Origin of the sequence: Streptococcus sp. KHUD_010, assembly GCF_040207525.1 — a bacterium.
GTDB lineage: Bacteria > Bacillota > Bacilli > Lactobacillales > Streptococcaceae > Streptococcus > Streptococcus hominis.
On record NZ_CP157941.1, the window covers coordinates 237,169 to 255,645 of the forward strand.

An 18,477-nucleotide genomic window follows, 5' to 3' on the forward strand; every position below is an offset into this window, starting at 1 on the left:
TTTGAAACAAGGAAGAAAGATGCAAAAAAGAGAAGTATTTGGTTTTCGTAAAAGTAAAATTAGCAAAACGCTTTGTGGCGCTGTTCTAGGGACCGTAGCAGCGGTTTCTATGGCAGGACAACATGTTTTTGCTGATGAAACGACAACAACGACAAGTAAAGTAGATACCACAGCTGTGGTTGGAACCCAAACAGGCAATCCAGCCACTAATTTGCCAGATGCTCAAGGAAATGCGAGCAATGAAGCAGAACAGAGTCAAAAACAAGCTGGAGAGTCAAATGGCTCCATGCCAGTAGAAGTGCCTAAAACTGATGTTAATCAAGCAATAAATAATGCTCAAGCTGCTGGTGTTAATGTTGTCCAAGATGAAACTGTTGATAAAGGGACGGTAAAAACAGCTCAAGAGGCGGATCAAAAAGAAACTGAAATTAAAGAAGACTATGCCAAACAAGCTGAAGACATCAAGAAAACGACAGATCAATATAAGTCGGATGTAGCCGCTCATGAAGCAGAAGTTTCTAAGATCAACGCTGAAAATCAAGCAACTAAAGAACAATATGAGAAGGATATGGCTGCTCACAAAGCAGAGGTTGAACGGATTAATGCCGCCAACGCAGTAGCAAAAGCGGATTATGAAGCTAAGTTAGCCCAATATCAAAAAGATTTAGCAGTTGTACAAAAGACGAATTCCGATAATCAAGCAGCTTATCAAAAAGCTCTTGCAGCTTATCAAGCTGAATTAAAACGCGTTCAGGAAGCTAATGCAGCAGCAAAAGCTGAATATGACGCTGCCGTAGCTGCTAACAATGCTAAAAATAAAGAAATTGCGACTACTAATGAGGAAATCAGAAAGCGTAATGCAACGGCCAAAGATGAATATGAGACTAAGTTAGCCCAATATCAAGCAGATAGTGAACAATATAAGAAAGATTTCGCAGCCTATACTGCAGCACTCGCAGAAGCGGAGAGCAAAAAGAAGCAAGATGGTTATCTTTCAGAACCAAGATCACAATCGTTGAACTTTAAATCAGAACCAAATGCAATACGAACAATTGATTCATCTGTACATCAATATGGGCAGCAGGAATTGGATGATTTGGTAAAATCATGGGGGATTTCGCCAACAAATCCTGATAGGACAAAATCTACAGCGTATTCATATTTCAATGCAATCAATTCGAATAACACTTATGCAAGGCTTGTATTAGAAAAGGATAAACCAGTCGATGTTACCTATACTGGTCTAAAAAATTCAAGTTTTAATGGTAAGAAAATTTCAAAAGTAGTTTACACTTACACATTAAAAGAAACAGGTTTTAACGATGGAACCAAAATGACTATGTTTGCCTCGAGTGATCCAACTGTGACAGCATGGTATAATGATTATTTTACTTCTACAAACATTAATGTAAAAGTCAAGTTTTATGATGAAGAAGGTCAACTTATGAATCTCACAGGAGGATTAGTTAATTTTTCATCTCTAAATAGAGGTAACGGTAGTGGGGTAATTGATAAAGATGCAATTGAAAGTGTTAGAAACTTTAACGGTCGATATATTCCAATTTCTGGTTCATCTATCAAGATTCATGAAAATAACTCTGCTTATGCAGATTCATCAAATGCAGAAAGATCGCTAGGTGCTCGTTGGGATACATCGGAATGGGATACAACCTCTAGTCCAAATAAGTGGTATGGTGCTATTGTCGGTGAAATAACTCAATCGGAGATTAGCTTTAATATGGCTTCTTCTAAAAGTGGAAATGTTTGGTTTGCTTTTAATTCGGACATTAATGCAATTGGGGTTCCGACGAAACCTGTTGCACCAACGGCTCCAACTCAACCAACTTATGAGAGCGAAAAACCAGTAGAGCCAGCTCCTGTAGCTCCGACTTACGAAGCAGAGCCAACGCCACCGACACCAACACCAGATCAACCAGAACCAAACAAACCTGTTGAGCCAACTTATGAGGTATTACCAACGCCACCAGCAGATCCTGTTTATAAGAAGACGCCTCCGGCTCCGGCTGTACCGACTGTTCACTACCATTACTTTAAGTTAGCCGTACAGCCACAAGTCAATAAAGAAATCAAAAATAATAATGATGTAGATATTGATAGAACCTTAGTGGCGAAACAATCTGTTGTTAAGTTCCAGCTGAAGACAGCAGATCTCCCTGCTGGACGGGATAAGACGACTTCCTTTGTTTTAATTGATCCATTACCATCTGGTTATCAATTTAATCTTGAAGCTACAAAAGCTGCCAGCCCTGGCTTTGATGTCGCTTATGATAATGCAACTAATACAGTCACCTTCAAGGCAACTGCAGCAACTTTGGCCACGTTTAATGCTGATTTGACCAAGTCAGTAACAACGATTTATCCAACAGTGGTCGGACAAGTTCTTAACGATGGCGCAACTTATAAGAATAACTTCACGCTGACAGTCAATGATGCTTATGGAATTAAATCCAATATCGTTCGTGTGACAACACCGGGTAAACCAAACGATCCGGATAATCCAAATAACAATTACATCAAACCAAGCAAAGTAAACAAGAACAAAGACGGTGTGGTGATTGATGGGAAGACTGTTCTTGCAGGATCAACCAACTATTATGAGCTGACTTGGGATTTGGATCAATACAAAGGAGATAAATCGTCAGCAGATACCATTCAAAAAGGATTTTACTATGTAGATGATTATCCAGAAGAAGCGCTTGAATTGCGTCAGGATTTAGTGAAGATTACAGATGCTAATGGTAATGAAGTTACTGGTGTTAGTGTGGATAATTATACTAGTCTTGAAGCAGCCCCTCAAGAAATTAGAGATGTTCTTTCTAAGGCAGGAATTAGACCTAAAGGTGCTTTCCAAATTTTCCGTGCCGATAATCCAAGAGAATTTTATGATACTTATGTTAAAACAGGCATCAATTTGAAGATTGTATCACCAATGGTTGTTAAAAAACAAATGGGACAAACAGGCGGCAGTTATGAAAATCAAGCTTACCAAATTGACTTTGGTAATGGTTATGCATCAAATATCGTTATCAATAATGTTCCTAAGATTAACCCTAAGAAAGATGTGACCTTAACACTTGATCCGGCTGATACAAATAATGTTGATGGTCAGACTATTCCACTGAATACAGTCTTTAATTACCGTCTAATCGGTGGTATCATTCCTTCCAATCATTCAGAAGAGCTCTTTGAATATAGTTTCTCTGATGATTATGATCAAACAGGCGATCAATATACTGGTCAGTATAAGGTCTTTGCCAAGATTGATATGACTCTTAAAGATGGAACAGTTATCAAATCAGGTGATGATTTAACGAAGTATACGGAAGCAGAAGTTGATTCAGTTAAAGGGATCATTACGATTAAATTCAAGGAAGATTTCTTGCGTTCTGTTTCAGTTGATTCAGCCTTCCAAGCCGAAAGCTATGTCCAAATGAAACGGATTGCAGTTGGTACTTTTGAAAATACCTATGTAAATACGGTTAATGGTGTGACTTACGCATCTAATACGGTTCGTACAACGACACCAAAACTGGAAACTCCAACCCCATCAACTCCAGCTAAACCGAAGCAAGTACTTCATGCATTAGCTGTTCCAAGCCTTCCAAGAACAGGAACGAGTGCGAGCTATATGCCTTACTTGGGAGTAGCTGCATTGTTAAGTGTTTTAGGCTTAGGACAGTTAAAACGGAAAACAGAGGAGAATGACTAAGTTTTGGTCGGATTGACTTGAGATTTTCCGTTAATTTATGGCTATTTTAATAAGGCTAAAAGATAGATTTTAAGCTTCTGTCTTTTAACCTTATTTTTTTGTAATTAATTTTAAATATGAGATTAAAATTTCTGCAATGTTTAGATAGTAATATAGGATAGGAAATAGAAAAAGGAGAAGGTTATGAAAGTCAGTCAATTATCTAAGCATCCCCATGTAGGCAAGTTAACAGTTGGGCTCTCAGCAGCTGTTTTATTGTTGATGGTGAGTCAAAATACAGTTAAAGCGGATACCTATACAGTTCAATATGGTGATTCGTTTTATGCAATTGCGACAAAATTTGGAATGAGTCCATATGATTTAGCGGCAAAAAATGGAAAAACAATTTACGATACTATCCTTCCTGGAGATACGTTACAAGTAAATGGCTCAACGGCTACTACTGTTAGTCAGACAAATGCAGTAGCACAACCAACTGCTACAAGTGCAGGTCCAAGTTCTGATACAGAGGATGTGGTATTAAATACACCTACAGCAACAGGAAACTCTTATCCAGTTGGTCAATGCACTTGGGGTGTAAAAACATTGGCACCTTGGGCTAGTAATTGGTGGGGAAATGCAAAAGATTGGGCTGCCAATGCTGCATACTCAGGCTTTCGTATAGGAACAACTCCTCAAGTTGGAGCCATTGCTATTTGGGATGGCGGTCAATTTGGACATGTAGCCTATGTAACAGCTGTGGCAAATAATCGCGCAATTCAAGTGCTGGAGTCAAATTACAAAGGTCAAAAACAAGTTAACAATTACCGTGGTTGGTTTGACCCTACAACATTTTATGGAAAGGTAACTTATATTTACCCTTATTGATAAACTTTTCCTATATATAGAAATCATTAAATAATGAAAGTGGAATAGTTAGTTGTTCCACTTTTTTATTGGGAAAATATAATTCCATAAGAAAGTTCATTATCTTTTCTCTAAAATATGTTAGAATAAAGATAAAAGGAAATGCGTGAATGGGTTATTTTAAGAAGTATAAGTTTGATAAGTCGAAATTTAAATTAGGAATACGAACCTTTAAAACGGGGGTCGCGGTTTTTATTGTTCTGCTTGTCTTTGGGCTTTTTGGCTGGAAAGGGTTACAGATTGGTGCTCTGACAGCTGTTTTCAGTTTGCGCGAAGATTTTGATAAGAGCGTCCATTTTGGAACCTCTCGTATTTTAGGAAATAGCATTGGTGGTTTGTATGCCTTGCTCTTCTTTCTCATCAATAACCTGTTTCATGAGCAGTTTTGGGTGATCTTACTGATCGTTCCTCTTTGTACTATGTTAACGATTATGACAAACGTCGCTATGAACAACAAAGCAGGAGTGATTGGTGGTGTTTCTGCCATGCTGATTATTACTTTATCTATTCCCACAGGAGAGACAGTTTTGTATGTATTTGCACGTGTCTTTGAGACGTTCATGGGGGTTTTCGTTGCCATGCTGGTCAATTCTGATGTGGATCGCTTGCGGAAAGTATTGAAATTATGGGGGTTTTCGTTGCCATGCTGGTCAAAATCGCTTGCGGAAAGTATTGAAATTAAAAAACGAAGAATAATGTTAGAAAATATAACATGAGTTCTTGACATAGAAATTTTTTCAGATTATAATAGAGCATAAGAAAGGAATTTGCAATGAAGGAAAAAGAATTTCGTCGCAATATGGCTGTTTTTCCCATTGGTAGCGTTATGAAATTGACGGATTTGACAGCACGTCAGATTCGTTATTATGAAGATCAAGAATTGATCAAGCCTGATCGAAATGAAGGAAATCGCCGCATGTATTCATTAAATGATATGGATCGCTTGTTGGAGATTAAAGATTACATTTCAGAAGGTTACAATATTGCTGCGATTAAGCGAAAATACGCCGAGCGCGAAGCGAAATACAAGAAGCCGGTGAGTGAGAAAGACGTTCGTCGAGCCCTTCATAAAGACATTTTACAACAAGGTCGCTTTGCTTCTTCCCTTCTACCATTTGGTCGTATGCATTTATTAATTTTTAAAATTTTATAAGGAGATACTCATGTCAATTACAGTAGCTGACATTCGTCGCGAAGTGAAAGAAAAAAATGTTACCTTTATCCGTTTGATGTTTTCAGACGTTCTGGGAACAATGAAAAACGTTGAAATTCCAGCGACCGATGAACAGCTGAATAAAGTTTTGTCAAATAAAGTAATGTTTGATGGTTCTTCCATTGAAGGTTTTGTGCGTATCAATGAGTCAGATATGTACCTTTATCCTGACTTGGATACATGGACGGTTTTCCCTTGGGGAGACGAAAACGGAAGTGTCGCAGGACTGATTTGCGATGTCTATACGACGGAAGGAACACCTTTTAAAGGGGATCCGCGTGGAAATTTGAAACGCGCTTTACGTCACATGGAAGAATTAGGATTCAAATCCTTTAATTTAGGTCCTGAGCCAGAATTTTTCTTATTTAAACTTGATGAGAATGGCGATCCAACTCGGTAAATGATAAGGGCGGCTATTTTGACCTTGCGCCGACTGATCTAGCTGACAATACACGCCGTGAAATCGTCAATGTTCTTACAACAATGGGATTTGAAGTAGAAGCCAGTCACCATGAAGTAGCTATTGGTCAGCACGAAATTGACTTTAAATACGATGAAGTGCTCCGTGCCTGTGATAAAATTCAGTTGTTTAAGCTAGTTGTTAAGACGATTGCCCGCAAGCATGGTTTATATGCTACTTTTATGGCGAAGCCAAAATTTGGTATTGCCGGTTCAGGTATGCACTGTAATATGTCACTCTTTAATCAAGATGGTCAGAATGCATTTTTTGATCCGGAAGATCCAAATGGCATGCAATTATCAGAAACAGCGTACTATTTTCTTGGTGGCTTAATTAAGCATGCTTACAATTATACAGCTATCATGAACCCGACTGTCAATTCTTACAAACGCTTAGTTCCAGGCTATGAAGCTCCTGTTTATATTGCTTGGGCAGGACGTAACCGTTCTCCGCTTGTTCGTGTGCCAGCTTCACGCGGTATGGGAACTCGTTTGGAATTGCGCTCTGTTGACCCAATGGCTAACCCTTATATTGCTATGGCTGTTCTTCTTGAAGTTGGACTTCATGGGATTGAAAATAAAATTGAAGCACCTGCTCCGATTGAAGAAAATATCTATGTCATGACAGCAGAAGAGCGCAAAGAAGCGGGTATTACAGACCTTCCTTCTACTCTACATAATGCGGTGAAAGCACTGACAGAAGATGAAGTTGTAAAAGCTGCACTTGGAAACCATATTTATACAAGTTTTGTAGAAGCAAAACGCATCGAATGGGCAAGCTATGCCACTTTTGTTTCCCAATGGGAAGTAGACAACTATCTTGATTTGTATTAATAAATTGGAAACGGGGCTTAGAAAAAGTCTCGTTTTCTTATCTGATGAATGAAAAACGGCCAATCAGAATAATGCACTTTTCTCTACAGTTTTGAGCAAATGGCGAAAAACTTGTATAATGGAGCATATCTGTTTAAAAAATTTAGCATTTCCGATATAATAGACAGAACAAAGGGAGGTGAAGCAGGTGTATCGTGTTATTGAAATGTATGGCAAAGATGAACCGTGGTGGTTTTTCGACGGCTGGGAAGCTAATATCGTATCAGTACAGCATTTTGATAACTATTATGCTGCTTTAAAATATTATAAACGCCAATGGCTGAAGTTGGCAGATGCTTTTCCTTTCTACAAAAGTCGAAGTGATTTGATGTCTATTTTTTGGGATGCAGGAGATTTGCGTTGGTGCGAGGAATGTGGCGACTCTGTTCAGCAGTATCATTCTCTCGCTTTGTTAGAAAATGATACTGTTATTTCCAAAGAAAAAATGCAACCGGGTTACAATAAACAAAATAGTGAAGAGGAACATCGTGCTTGCTCTCTAACGTTTAAATAATTTACAAAATGGTGATTTTTCATCATTTTTTTATTTTCTTCTGCGAATAATATAAAGTGAGGAGGAGATATGGTTCAAAATATTGCACAGGCTATTATTTGCCAAGCTAAGGAAGAACAGGCACAGGATATTTACGTTGTTCCAAAGGAGAATATGTATGAGCTATACATGCGAATTGGCGATGAACGGCGTTTTATCCAACAGTATGCATTTGAAGAGATGGCAGCAGTAATTAGTCATTTCAAGTTTACCGCTGGAATGAATGTCGGCGAAAAACGTAGAAGCCAGTTAGGATCTTGTGATTATCAATATGGTGATAAGAAAACGTCATTACGACTGTCAACAGTAGGGGATTATCGTGGATATGAAAGTCTGGTGATTCGTTTATTACATGATGAAGAGTCAGAGTTGAAGTTTTGGTTTGCTCAAATCCCAGAGTTAAAAGAATGCTTCAAACAACGAGGGCTTTATCTTTTTTCGGGACCAGTAGGGAGTGGAAAAACGACTCTCATGCACCAACTTGCCCAAGAGCGCTTTGCTGGTCAACAAATCATGTCCATTGAAGACCCTGTTGAAATCAAGCAGCCTAGCATGTTACAGTTGCAATTGAATGAAGCGATTGGTTTGACTTATGAAAATTTGATTAAACTTTCTCTACGGCACCGACCGGATTTGCTAATCATCGGAGAAATTCGAGATGGGGAGACAGCACGGGCAGTTGTTCGAGCTAGCTTAACGGGAGTGACTGTTTTTTCAACTATTCATGCTAAAAGCGTACGAGGTGTCTATGAACGGTTGTTGGAATTGGGAGTGACAGAAGCCGATCTGAAAATTGTCTTGCAAGGGATTTGTTACCAACGTTTAATTGCAAAAGGAGGAATAGTGGATTTTGTCAGTGAAAAGTATCAAGAACACGAGCCCATCGACTGGAATAGGCAGATTGATCAGCTTCATGCAGCAGGACATATCAATCTTGAACAAGCAGAAGCGGAAAAAATTATCCACAGTTAAGCAGAAAAAGGTCGTAGAGTTACTGAATAATCTTTTTTCTAGTGGCTTTCATTTGGCAGAAATTATCGACTTTTTGAAGCGAAGTGCCTTGTTAGAAGAAGTCTATGTGGACAGGATGAAAGAGGGGTTGTCAACAGGAAAGCCTTTTTCGGACATCATGGCAAGCTTAGGTTTTTCAGATAATGTAGTAACACAACTTTCACTGGCAGAATTACACGGAAATCTCTCACTCAGCCTGAGTAAGATTGAGGAATACTTGGAAAATGTCTCAAAAATTAAGAAAAAGTTGGTTGAAGTGGCGACTTATCCCTTTATTTTGTTTGTTTTTTTGATATTCATTATACTGGGATTACGTAATTATTTACTCCCGCAACTCGATCGTCAAAATGTAGCAACGCAGATTATCAGTAATTTGCCGCAAATTTTTCTGGGTTCATTAGGAGTAGTCTTTGTTTTGTTAGCGATAGGTTTTTATTGGTTTCAAAAAAGCTCAAAAATAGCAGCATTTCGTTTGTTAGCTCGCCTTCCTTTTTTTGGCGCTTTTATTCAAACGTATTTGACAGCTTATTATGCGAGAGAATGGGGAAATATGATTGGTCAAGGTTTAGAACTTAGTCAGATTTTTCAGATGATGCAAGGACAACGCTCTGCTATGTTTCAAGAAATTGGGAAAGATTTAGAAGTTGCACTGCAAAATGGTCAGGAATTTTCGCAAAGGGTTAAAACATATCCATTTTTTAAAAAGGAATTGGGCTTGATGATTGAATACGGCGAAGTGAAGTCTAGATTGGGGCGTGAATTAGAAGTTTATGCTCAAAAAACATGGGAGACTTTTTTTAAATGTGTTCACCAGGCGATGAATGTCATTCAACCACTAGTGTTTGTCTTTGTGGCTTTAATGATTGTATTGTTGTATGCAGCCATGCTGCTGCCAATTTATCAAAATATGGAGGTTCAATTATGAAAAAATTAAAAAGTTTGAAGGTTAAAGGTTTTACTTTAGTAGAAATGTTAGTCGTGCTTCTTATCATCAGTGTTTTGATGCTCTTGTTCGTACCGAATTTGACCAAGCAAAAAGAAGCGGTGACGGAAAAAGGAAATGCAGCGGTGGTAAAAGTTGTGGAAAGCCAAGCGGAGCTGTTTGAGGTCAATCACACCAATGAAAAAGCGACGCTCTCAAAATTAGTCAACGAAGGCACGATTACAGACAAGCAAGCGGCATCTTATAAGGCTTACTATGCGAAACATACAAAAGAAGCTCGTTCCGTTGCAGATTAAGGGATTTACGCTTTTGGAAAGTTTGCTGACTTTATTTATAACGAGTTTCTTATTGCTTGCTGTGTCGGGCTCTGTTCGTTCTTCTTTTGAACAGGTGGAAGAGCAGATTTTCTTTCTGGAGTTTGAGCATTTTTATCGGGAAAGTCAGAAGTTGAGTAGTTCAGGTCAAAGTCAATTGGACATGAATTTTTCTCGCGAGAGGATTTCCAATGGTTACAACCATTTGGCGGTTCCTCATTCGATTCAAGCGCCAGAAGATTTGACGCTTCATTTTGATAAGGCAGGTGGTAATTCATCGCTCGGAAAGATTGTCTTTCAGACAAAAAAGCAGACAGTTACGTATCAATTATATCTAGGAAATGGAAAATTTAAGAAAACAACACGTTAAAGGAACGATTTTATTAGAGGCGCTGCTTGCGTTAGCTATTTTTGCGACAATTGTGACCCTGTTGTTGGGACAAATTCACCAGTCTCGAAAAGCAGAAAATGACTTGCTTAGAGAAGAAGAAGTTTTAAGGGTAGCTAAAATGGCTTTGCAGACAAAGCAAAGCCATTTGACAATGAACGGTATTGAAGTGCGTGTTGAAACAAGTCAACAAGGTATTCAAATTTATCATGGGAAGGAGCTGATTCTCGGTGTTCAAGGCAAATAAAGTGAAAGCTTTTACCCTTTTAGAGGCTCTGATTGCCTTATTTGTACTCAGCGGAAGTGTGCTGCTTTTTCAGTCAATGACGCGTCTTCTGGCTTTTGAAGTTCAAGCCCGGCAACATAGTGAACAACGAGAATGGCTTTTGTTTGCTGATCAACTAGAAGCAGAGTTGGCTCGTTCTTCATTTGAAAAGGTGGAGAATAATCGTTTATATATGAAACAGGACGGCAAGGTGATTGCATTTGGAAAGTCAAGTGGACAGGATTTCAGAAAAACCAATGCGAATGGGAAAGGTTACCAGCCGATGGTTTATGATGTGAAAAAAGCAGAAATCTCACAGAAAAATGAGCTGATTCATGTCAGACTGACGTTTAGGCGAGGATTGGAAAGGGAGTTTGTCTATCGTGTGGAAACAGAAAGTTAAAGCGGGTATTATGCTCTATGCCCTCTTTATGGCGGCAGTTTTTAGCTTGCTTTTACAATTTTACCTTCATCGTCAAACTGCTAATCATAGGAATTTCACCCTAAACCGAGAACGAACACAGGCTTATGCAATGGCTCTTCTAGCCAACGAAAATTCTAAGCAAAGGGAATTTGATAAAGGGTATGTCCAAGACCAAAAGAGTGAGAAAGAGCTCATCTTGACAGTAACAATGAAGACTAGTCGCTGTTATCAATTTTCCTTTCCGACCGAAAAAGTAAAGCAGACGGGTAAAGAATTGAATAAATAAATGATGTGCGTGCAACAGAGTACACTCGCAAAAAAAGTTAAATTTTGGTATGATAGGGAGCGGAGGATGCTATGAATTTTGAAAAAATTGAACAGGCCTATGCGCTCTTGTTAGAAAATGTCCAAGAAATCCAAAATGAGCTTTTGACGAATTTTTATGATGCTTTGGTAGAGCAAAATGGGATTTATCTAGATGGAAATACAGAGCAAGCTACTGTCAAAAAAAATAATGAAACTCTTAAATCTTTGAAATTAAGCAAAGAAGAATGGCGTCGAGCCTATCAATTTTTGCTGATGAAAGCAGCTCAAACAGAGCCTTTACAAGCCAATCATCAATTCACTCCGGATTCCATTGGGTTTATTTTGACCTTTCTCATTGATCAATTGGTTAAAAAAGGACACATTGATATTTTGGAAATTGGTAGCGGAATGGGGAATTTAGCCGAGACAATTCTCAATAATACACAAAAAAATGTGGATTATCTGGGGCTGGAATTGGACGATCTGCTAATTGATATATCAGCCAGTATCGCAGATGTGATGGACGCAAAAGTTAGTTTTGTGCAAGGTGACGCAGTGCGCCCGCAAGTATTGAAAGAAAGCGATGTGATTATTAGCGATTTACCAGTTGGCTTTTATCCTGATGATAGCATTGCGGCGCGCTATGAAGTGGCTAGTACACAGGAGCATACTTATGCTCATCATCTGTTAATGGAGCAATCACTCAAGTATCTCAAATCAGGTGGCTATGCTATTTTTCTTGCACCGAATGATTTATTGACTAGTTCGCAAAGTGATTTGCTGAAAACTTGGCTGCAAAAGCATGCGCAGATAGTTGCGATGATTGCATTACCAGAGTCTCTTTTTGGAAATGCCGCTTATGCTAAGACAATTTTTGTGCTGAAAAAGCAAGAAGAACAAGCTGTTCAACCGTTTGTTTATGCTTTGTCCGATTTGCAAGATCAGAACGATTTATTGGAATTTAGCGAAAAGTTTCAAAATTGGAGCAGAGAAAGTGAAATTTAAACAAGTTTTTGATATAATAAATGAAAACGCTTAAAAGAGGTAATTTATGTCAAAAACAATTTCAATCAATGCCGGAAGTTCTAGTTTAAAATGGCAATTATACGAAATGCCAGCTGAAAAGGTCATTGCCAAAGGACTGATTGAACGGATTGGTCTCAAAGACTCCATTTCAACAGTGAAATTTGGCAGTCGTGCAGAAAAGCAAATTTTGGATATTGATGACCACACACAAGCTGTAAAAATTTTGTTAGATGACTTGATGCGCTTTGGTATTATCAAATCCTATGATGAAATCACGGGTGTTGGTCATCGTGTCGTGGCAGGTGGTGAATACTTCAAAGAATCTGCACTTGTTGATAGCGAAGAGGTGATTCAAAAAGTAGAAGAATTAGCACTTCTTGCACCACTTCATAACAAAGCAAATGCAGCAGGAATTCGTGCTTTTAAAGAATTGTTACCGGATATTACAAGTGTTGTTGTATTTGACACATCTTTCCATACAACAATGCCAGAAAAAGCCTATCGTTATCCATTACCGACTAAGTACTATACGGAGAACAAGGTTCGCAAATATGGTGCTCATGGCACAAGTCATCAGTATGTTGCCAAGGAAGCAGCTAAAGCACTTGGCAAGCCACTTGAAGAGCTGAAACTAATTACTTGTCATATTGGGAATGGTGCTTCCATTACAGCGGTTGATAAAGGAATTTCTGTCGATACTTCAATGGGCTTTACTCCGCTAGGTGGCGTGGTGATGGGAACTCGCACAGGGGATATTGATCCGGCGATTATTCCTTATTTGATAGAGCATACAGAAGATTTTAATACACCAGAAGACATCAATTATATTTTAAATAAACAGTCTGGGCTTCTAGGAGTATCTGAAACATCAAGTGATATGCGCGACATTATTGCAGGAATGCATGAAGGCAATCATAATTGTAAACTGGCTTTTGACATTTTTGTTGATCGCATTAAAAAACATATCGGTCAATATTTTGCTGTTTTAAATGGTGCGGATGCGATTATTTTCACAGCTGGCATCGGAGAAAATTCTGATGAGGTGCGCGAAGCTGTTATTTCAGGTCTATCTTGGTTTGGTTGTGATATTTTACCGGAAAAAAATGTACATGGAACTGAAGGTATCATCTCAAGTGATGCTGCTAAGGTGAAAGTACTTGTTATTCCTACAGATGAAGAATTAGTCATTGCACGTGATGTTGAGCGATTCAAAAATCAAAAATAAAACTTGGAATTTGCAAGTCATAAATAATATTTAAGAAGAGAAGCTGAGACAGATATCCATGAGGGCGCCACCCTCATGAATGTCTGTCTCACTCTCTTTCATTTTTAGTTTAAAAAAATATTGTTGAAATGATTACCTAATGCTCTTGAAACATAAAACGTGAATAAAGATGTCTGAATCAACCGTGCGGGTGGGAGAATAAGCTCTTTTAAAGTCTTTTGATTTCCGCTATACTTTCTTTTTGAACTATACCAATTTTCTTGTTGACAAATTCGTAATAAAATTATATACTGATTTCGCTTGTTTTGGATAGCTGTGATTGAACTATACCAATTTATAAAACGAAGGAGGAGATAGCAGACTTCTGAAAGTTGTTTGCTATAAATAATAGTATGTGTGGAATCGTTGGAGTTGTTGGAAATCGAAATGCAACAGATATTTTAATGCAAGGTCTAGAAAAATTAGAATACCGGGGTTATGATTCGGCTGGGATTTTTGTGACCAATGGGAAAACATCTAGTTTGGTGAAATCAGTTGGTCGCATAGCTGATCTTCGTGCAAAAATCGGGATTGATGTGGCTGGAACTGCTGGTATTGGGCATACACGCTGGGCAACGCATGGAAAACCAAGCGAAAGCAATGCGCATCCACATACTTCTCAAACTGGACGCTTTGTTTTGGTGCATAATGGTGTGATTGAAAATTACCTTGACATCAAGAACACTTATCTCGCTGGACATGATTTAAAAGGTCAAACGGATACAGAAATTGCGGTTCACTTGATTGGAAAATTCGTTGAGGAAGAGGATTTATCAGTTCTTGAAGCATTCAAAAAGGCTCTTCATATTATCGAAGGCTCTTATGCTTTTGCTTTGATGGATGCAAAAGATGCAGATACAGTTTATGTTGCCAAAAATAAATCCCCTCTTTTGGTTGGCTTAGGAGAAGGCTACAATATGGTCTGCTCAGATGCTATGGCAATGATCCGTGAAACAAGTGAATTTATGGAAATTCATGATAAAGAACTGGTCATTGTGACAAAAGACAATGTCCAAGTGCAAGACTATGATGGTAATCCTATTGAGCGTGATAGCTACACGGCAGAGCTTGATTTGTCTGACATCGGTAAAGGCACTTATCCTTATTACATGTTGAAGGAAATTGATGAGCAGCCAACTGTGATGCGCAAACTCATCCAAGCTTATACGGCTGAAAATGATAAAGTCTCAGTAGACCCAGCCATTATCCAAGCCGTTCAAGAAGCTGACCGCCTGTATATTTTGGCAGCTGGAACTTCTTATCATGCTGGTTTTGCGACCAAGCGCATGCTAGAAGAATTAACGGATACACCGGTCGAATTGGGAATTTCTTCTGAGTGGGGCTACAGATGGCCATTGCTTAGCAAGAAACCAATGTTTATCTTGATTAGCCAATCTGGCGAAACAGCCGACAGCCGTCAGGTTTTGGTCAAAGCCAATGCTATGGGAATTCCAAGCTTGACGGTAACCAATGTACCGGGTTCAACGTTGTCTCGTGAAGCGACTCACACGATGCTACTTCATGCAGGACCAGAGATTGCAGTTGCTTCTACAAAAGCTTACACAGCACAAATTGCGACTCTTGCATTCCTTGCGAAAGCAGTTGGAGATGCTAATGGCAATGAAAAAGCGAAAACGTTTGATTTAGTGCATGAATTATCCATTGTAGCGCAAGCAATTGAAGCTACACTATCTGAAAAAGACGGTATTGACGAAAAAGTGCGTGATTTACTCGCTACAACACGCAATGCTTTCTATATCGGTCGTGGTCAAGATTATTATGTTGCTATGGAAGCTAGTCTAAAGCTAAAAGAAATTTCTTATATTCAGTGTGAAGGATTTGCAGCAGGAGAATTAAAACATGGAACTATTTCCTTGATTGAAGACGGTACGCCAGTATTAGCCTTGATTTCTTCTGACGAGCAATTGGCCAGCCATACTCGTGGAAATGTGTCAGAGGTTGTAGCGCGTGGTGCAAATGTCTTGACCATTGTGGAAGAAAACGTGGCAAAAGAAGGGGACGATATTGTTTTGATGTCTGTTCATCCATATCTATCACCAATTTCTATGGTCGTGCCTACGCAGTTGATTGCTTACTTCGCAACCCTACATCGTGGACTTGACGTGGATAAGCCACGGAACTTGGCTAAATCTGTAACAGTTGAATAATACCTATGAAGAATCATCAAGTGTTGGCTTGGTGATTTTTTGTCCCATTGAGATAAAGTGGAAGTCTGATTTAAAAAATTATGTAAAACATAAAATTTTAAACTAGAAAGACTAATATTAAAGTAAAGTCAGTCAGAAAAGAAAAACAAAAATTATGTAAATTTTTTCTAAAAATCTATTGACTTTTTTGTTATTATAGTATATAATTACATTTGTGAACGGAAAGAAAGCCCGTTACACTCGCTCAAACAAGATGAAATTATTAGCTGTGTTCAGTTAAAGAGATTTCATCTCTATTTTGAGAGAGGATTAAAATTATGTAAAATATTAACTATCCTTATAAGTATAAATCCAAAAGATAGAGTTACTCACTTTGTCTTATATTTTAAGCGGTTATAAAAATTATGTAAAATAATAAGTGAGGTACAGATATGAACAACAACTACAATAACTTTGATAACATGGATGATTTTTTCAATCAATTGATGGGAAGAATGGGCGGTTTTAATAGTGAAAATCGGCGTTATCTCATCAATGGACGTGAAGTAACACCAGAGGAATTTGCACAATACCGTGCAACGGGGAAACTTCCGAAACAGGCAATGGAGGCTCAAAATCCACAAATGCAAACGCAAACAGGCAATCCAAAACAAGATGGCATTTTAGCAAAATTGGGTCGCAATTTGACAGAGGAAGCGCGTCAAGATATGCTAGATCCCGTCATTGGACGTAACAAGGAAATTCAAGAAACAGCAGAAATTCTGTCTCGTCGGACGAAAAACAATCCAGTTCTAGTCGGAGATGCTGGAGTTGGTAAGACTGCAGTTGTTGAAGGTTTGGCGCAGGCGATTGTTAATGGTGATGTTCCTGCTGCTATTAAGAATAAAGAAATTATTTCTGTAGATATTTCGGGATTAGAAGCAGGTACACAGTATCGTGGTAGCTTTGAAGAAAATATTCAAAATTTGGTTTCTGAAGTAAAAGAAGCGGGCAATGTTATTCTCTTCTTTGATGAAATTCATCAAATTCTCGGTGCCGGCAGTACAGGTGGAGATAGTGGCTCTAAAGGTTTGGCGGATATTTTGAAACCAGCCCTTTCTCGCGGGGATTTAACGGTAATTGGTGCGACGACGCAAGATGAATACCGCAACACCATTTTGAAAAATGCAGCTCTGGCTCGTCGTTTCAATGAAGTAAAGGTAAATGCTCCTTCTGTAGAAGATACTTATAAGATTTTACAAGGAATTCGTGACTTATACGAAAAACACCACAATGTTATCTTGCCAGATGAAGTGTTAAAAGCGGCTGTGGATTATTCGATTCAATACATTCCGCAACGCAGTTTGCCAGATAAAGCGATTGACCTAGTGGATGTGACAGCGGCTCACTTAGCAGCTCAACACCCCGTTACAGATGTGCATGCAGTGGAACGTGAAATTGCAGAACAAAAGGCAAAACAAGAAGCTGCGGTTGAAAAAGAAGATTTTGAAACAGCTTTGAATGCCAAGACACGCATTGAAGAGTTGGAAAAGAAAATTGAAAATCATACGGAAGACATGAAAGTGACAGCGACTGTCAATGATGTGGCAGAGTCTGTAGAGCGCATGACGGGTATTCCTGTTTCCCAAATGGGTAGCAGTGATATTGAGCGCTTGAAAGAGATGAATGCGCGTTTGAAGACAAAAGTCATTGGACAAAATGAAGCGGTTGAAGCGGTGGCGCGTGCTATTCGTCGGAATCGTGCAGGCTTTGATGAAGGTAACCGTCCGATTGGTAGCTTCCTCTTTGTCGGACCAACTGGGGTCGGAAAAACAGAGCTAGCAAAGCAATTAGCGCTAGATATGTTTGGTACAAAAGACGCGATTATCCGTTTGGATATGTCTGAATACTCTGACCGTACAGCTGTATCGAAGTTGATTGGTACAACAGCTGGCTATGTGGGCTATGACGACAATAGCAATACATTGACAGAACGTGTTCGTCGCAATCCTTACTCAATCATTCTGCTAGATGAAATTGAGAAAGCAGACCCACAAGTCATCACGTTGTTACTGCAAGTATTAGATGATGGTCGTTTGACAGATGGACAAGGAAATACTGTCAATTTTAAGAATACGGTTATTATTGCTACTTCTAACGCAGGATTTGGCTATGAAAGCTTTACAGGTGACGAAGAAAAAGATATGAAAATTATGGATCGATTGAAACCATACTTCCGTCCAGAATTCTTGAATCGGTTCAATGCAGTTATTGAATTCTCACACCTTGGTAAAGAAGACTTGGCTGAAATTGTTGAATTGATGCTAGATGAAGTCAACCAAACGCTTGCTAAGAAAGACATCACTCTGACGGTAACGGATACCGCAAAAGCTTACCTAGCAGAAGAAGGTTACGATGAAGTCATGGGTGTTCGTCCGCTTCGCCGTGTGATTGAACAACAAATCCGCGACAAAGTAACCGATTATCATCTGGATCATATGGATGTGAAACATCTCTTAGCTGACCTTAAAGATGATGAATTAGTCATTGAGGAAGCAACAGATAATCAAGGTGAAAAATAAATTTCATTGTTCAAACGCTGAGAAATTTCTCGGCGTTTTTTGCTGCCATATTTTTCACAGTCCAAGAGTGAAC

The 18,477-nt window shown here is 38.8% G+C and carries 15 protein-coding genes and 2 pseudogenes; all 17 read left to right on the plus strand.

The features are described from left to right. Window positions 1-19: 19 nt before the first annotated feature. A complete protein-coding gene (locus ABKA15_RS01240) occupies window positions 20-3,730 on the plus strand; it encodes an antigen I/II family LPXTG-anchored adhesin (RefSeq protein ID WP_350015361.1) in 3,711 nt (1,236 codons plus the stop codon). 183 nt (window positions 3,731-3,913) lie between these two features. Next, on the plus strand, window positions 3,914-4,597 hold the full coding sequence (locus ABKA15_RS01245; RefSeq protein ID WP_049513227.1) for a CHAP domain-containing protein: 684 nt from the start codon (window positions 3,914-3,916) through the stop codon (window positions 4,595-4,597). Between the two features lie 149 nt (window positions 4,598-4,746). Then, window positions 4,747-5,247 (plus strand): annotated as a pseudogene (locus ABKA15_RS01250) (aromatic acid exporter family protein); the annotation flags it as partial. A gap of 161 nt (window positions 5,248-5,408) precedes the next feature. After that, window positions 5,409-5,789, plus strand: a complete 381-nt coding sequence (locus ABKA15_RS01255) for a MerR family transcriptional regulator (protein ID WP_350015362.1) — start codon at window positions 5,409-5,411, stop codon at window positions 5,787-5,789. Between the two features lie 10 nt (window positions 5,790-5,799). Then, window positions 5,800-7,142, plus strand: a pseudogene (glnA, locus tag ABKA15_RS01260) (type I glutamate--ammonia ligase). Between the two features lie 187 nt (window positions 7,143-7,329). Next, window positions 7,330-7,695, plus strand: a complete 366-nt coding sequence (locus ABKA15_RS01265) for a DUF1033 family protein (protein WP_049507022.1) — start codon at window positions 7,330-7,332, stop codon at window positions 7,693-7,695. A 69-nt stretch (window positions 7,696-7,764) separates the two neighbouring features. Then, window positions 7,765-8,706 carry a competence type IV pilus ATPase ComGA gene (comGA, locus tag ABKA15_RS01270; RefSeq protein ID WP_049513218.1) on the plus strand — a complete coding sequence of 314 codons (942 nt, stop codon included), beginning with the start codon at window positions 7,765-7,767 and terminating at the stop codon, window positions 8,704-8,706. Next, window positions 8,648-9,670, plus strand: a complete 1,023-nt coding sequence (gene comGB / locus ABKA15_RS01275) for a competence type IV pilus assembly protein ComGB (protein WP_185952230.1) — start codon at window positions 8,648-8,650, stop codon at window positions 9,668-9,670. The genes comGA and comGB overlap by 59 nt, the downstream gene beginning before the upstream one ends. Next, on the plus strand, window positions 9,667-9,984 hold the full coding sequence (gene comGC / locus ABKA15_RS01280) for a competence type IV pilus major pilin ComGC (RefSeq protein WP_003028473.1): 318 nt from the start codon (window positions 9,667-9,669) through the stop codon (window positions 9,982-9,984). The genes comGB and comGC overlap by 4 nt, the downstream gene beginning before the upstream one ends. After that, window positions 9,944-10,372 carry a competence type IV pilus minor pilin ComGD gene (gene comGD / locus ABKA15_RS01285; protein WP_049507639.1) on the plus strand — a complete coding sequence of 143 codons (429 nt, stop codon included), beginning with the start codon at window positions 9,944-9,946 and terminating at the stop codon, window positions 10,370-10,372. The genes comGC and comGD overlap by 41 nt, the downstream gene beginning before the upstream one ends. Beyond that, on the plus strand, window positions 10,344-10,637 hold the full coding sequence (gene comGE, locus ABKA15_RS01290) for a competence type IV pilus minor pilin ComGE (protein WP_049513214.1): 294 nt from the start codon (window positions 10,344-10,346) through the stop codon (window positions 10,635-10,637). The genes comGD and comGE overlap by 29 nt, the downstream gene beginning before the upstream one ends. Continuing rightward, window positions 10,621-11,058 (plus strand): competence type IV pilus minor pilin ComGF, encoded by a 438-nt coding sequence (comGF, locus tag ABKA15_RS01295; protein WP_049513212.1) that lies wholly within the window; start codon window positions 10,621-10,623, stop codon window positions 11,056-11,058. The genes comGE and comGF overlap by 17 nt, the downstream gene beginning before the upstream one ends. Further along, window positions 11,039-11,365, plus strand: coding sequence for a competence type IV pilus minor pilin ComGG (gene comGG / locus ABKA15_RS01300; protein WP_264340993.1), 327 nt, complete (start codon window positions 11,039-11,041; stop codon window positions 11,363-11,365). Before comGF ends, comGG begins: the two co-directional genes overlap by 20 nt. 71 nt (window positions 11,366-11,436) lie before the next feature. Beyond that, window positions 11,437-12,390, plus strand: coding sequence for a class I SAM-dependent methyltransferase (locus ABKA15_RS01305; RefSeq protein ID WP_049513210.1), 954 nt, complete (start codon window positions 11,437-11,439; stop codon window positions 12,388-12,390). 46 nt (window positions 12,391-12,436) lie between these two features. Further along, on the plus strand, window positions 12,437-13,636 hold the full coding sequence (locus tag ABKA15_RS01310) for an acetate kinase (RefSeq protein ID WP_049513208.1): 1,200 nt from the start codon (window positions 12,437-12,439) through the stop codon (window positions 13,634-13,636). 392 nt (window positions 13,637-14,028) lie between these two features. Next, on the plus strand, window positions 14,029-15,843 hold the full coding sequence (gene glmS, locus ABKA15_RS01315; RefSeq protein ID WP_049513230.1) for a glutamine--fructose-6-phosphate transaminase (isomerizing): 1,815 nt from the start codon (window positions 14,029-14,031) through the stop codon (window positions 15,841-15,843). Between the two features lie 431 nt (window positions 15,844-16,274). Further along, the gene (locus ABKA15_RS01320) at window positions 16,275-18,404 is read left to right on the plus strand and encodes an ATP-dependent Clp protease ATP-binding subunit (protein WP_350015363.1); all 2,130 of its coding nucleotides are present in this window, start codon (window positions 16,275-16,277) and stop codon (window positions 18,402-18,404) included. The last annotated feature ends 73 nt before the right edge of the window (window positions 18,405-18,477 follow it).